We start from the raw sequence: 625 nt of genomic DNA, 5'->3' as shown, positions 1-625 counted from the left end.
TGGCGGGGCAAGCCCACCAGCGGTTGATCGCCTCTGGCATTGTCGATGCTGTCAGTGCATTGTGTCGCCAAGAGAGTATATCTGAAGTCGAAATTGACGGCAGCCTAAGGTAATAAAAAGACCGGCAAAAAAAGTGCCAACCCAACAAGAAAAATACGGCATAAAATCTGCCACAGCAAGTTAAAGCAGCCTATCGGCTTTAAGCCGCCGATGGCATGAACATCCTGAGATAGATTGCCTGGCTCTTTTGTTCGGTTTGACGACAAGCGGATATACGGCGATGCCAGCTACACCGGCATGCGGAAATATCTGGGCGAGAAGAAGGACGCCACAGATTCCTGACACTGTGTGGCCGGGTGGCACCATCAATAAGCTGGAAGACAGCCCCATAAATCTTTGCTGCTGGCGTTCGAGAAATCCAAGGTATGTTTCCGTGCCAAGGTCGAGCACCCCTTTCATGTCATCAAGAACCTCTTCGGCTACCGAAAGGCACGCTATACAGGGCGGGACAAGAACCAGGCCCAGTTGTTCAGCCTGTTTCCCCTGGCCTCACTGGTGCTGGCAGGACGGTGCCAAGGACAGGCTCAGTGTGCTTTGAATATGGCTTGGCATCCGTTAACACGGT

1 pseudogene is annotated in these 625 nt (G+C 52.5%); it reads left to right on the top strand.

Features of this window, described 5'->3' with window-relative positions:
• Nucleotides 1-385 precede the first annotated feature (385 nt).
• A pseudogene (locus tag KG088_RS19445) lies at nucleotides 386-625 on the top strand (transposase); the annotation flags it as partial.

It is taken from the genome of Halomonas jincaotanensis (assembly GCF_018448785.1).
Taxonomy (GTDB): Bacteria; Pseudomonadota; Gammaproteobacteria; order Pseudomonadales; family Halomonadaceae; genus Halomonas; species Halomonas jincaotanensis.
The sequence above is the reverse complement of the archived record's forward strand: the minus strand, read 5'-3'. Positions and strand labels throughout refer to the sequence as shown.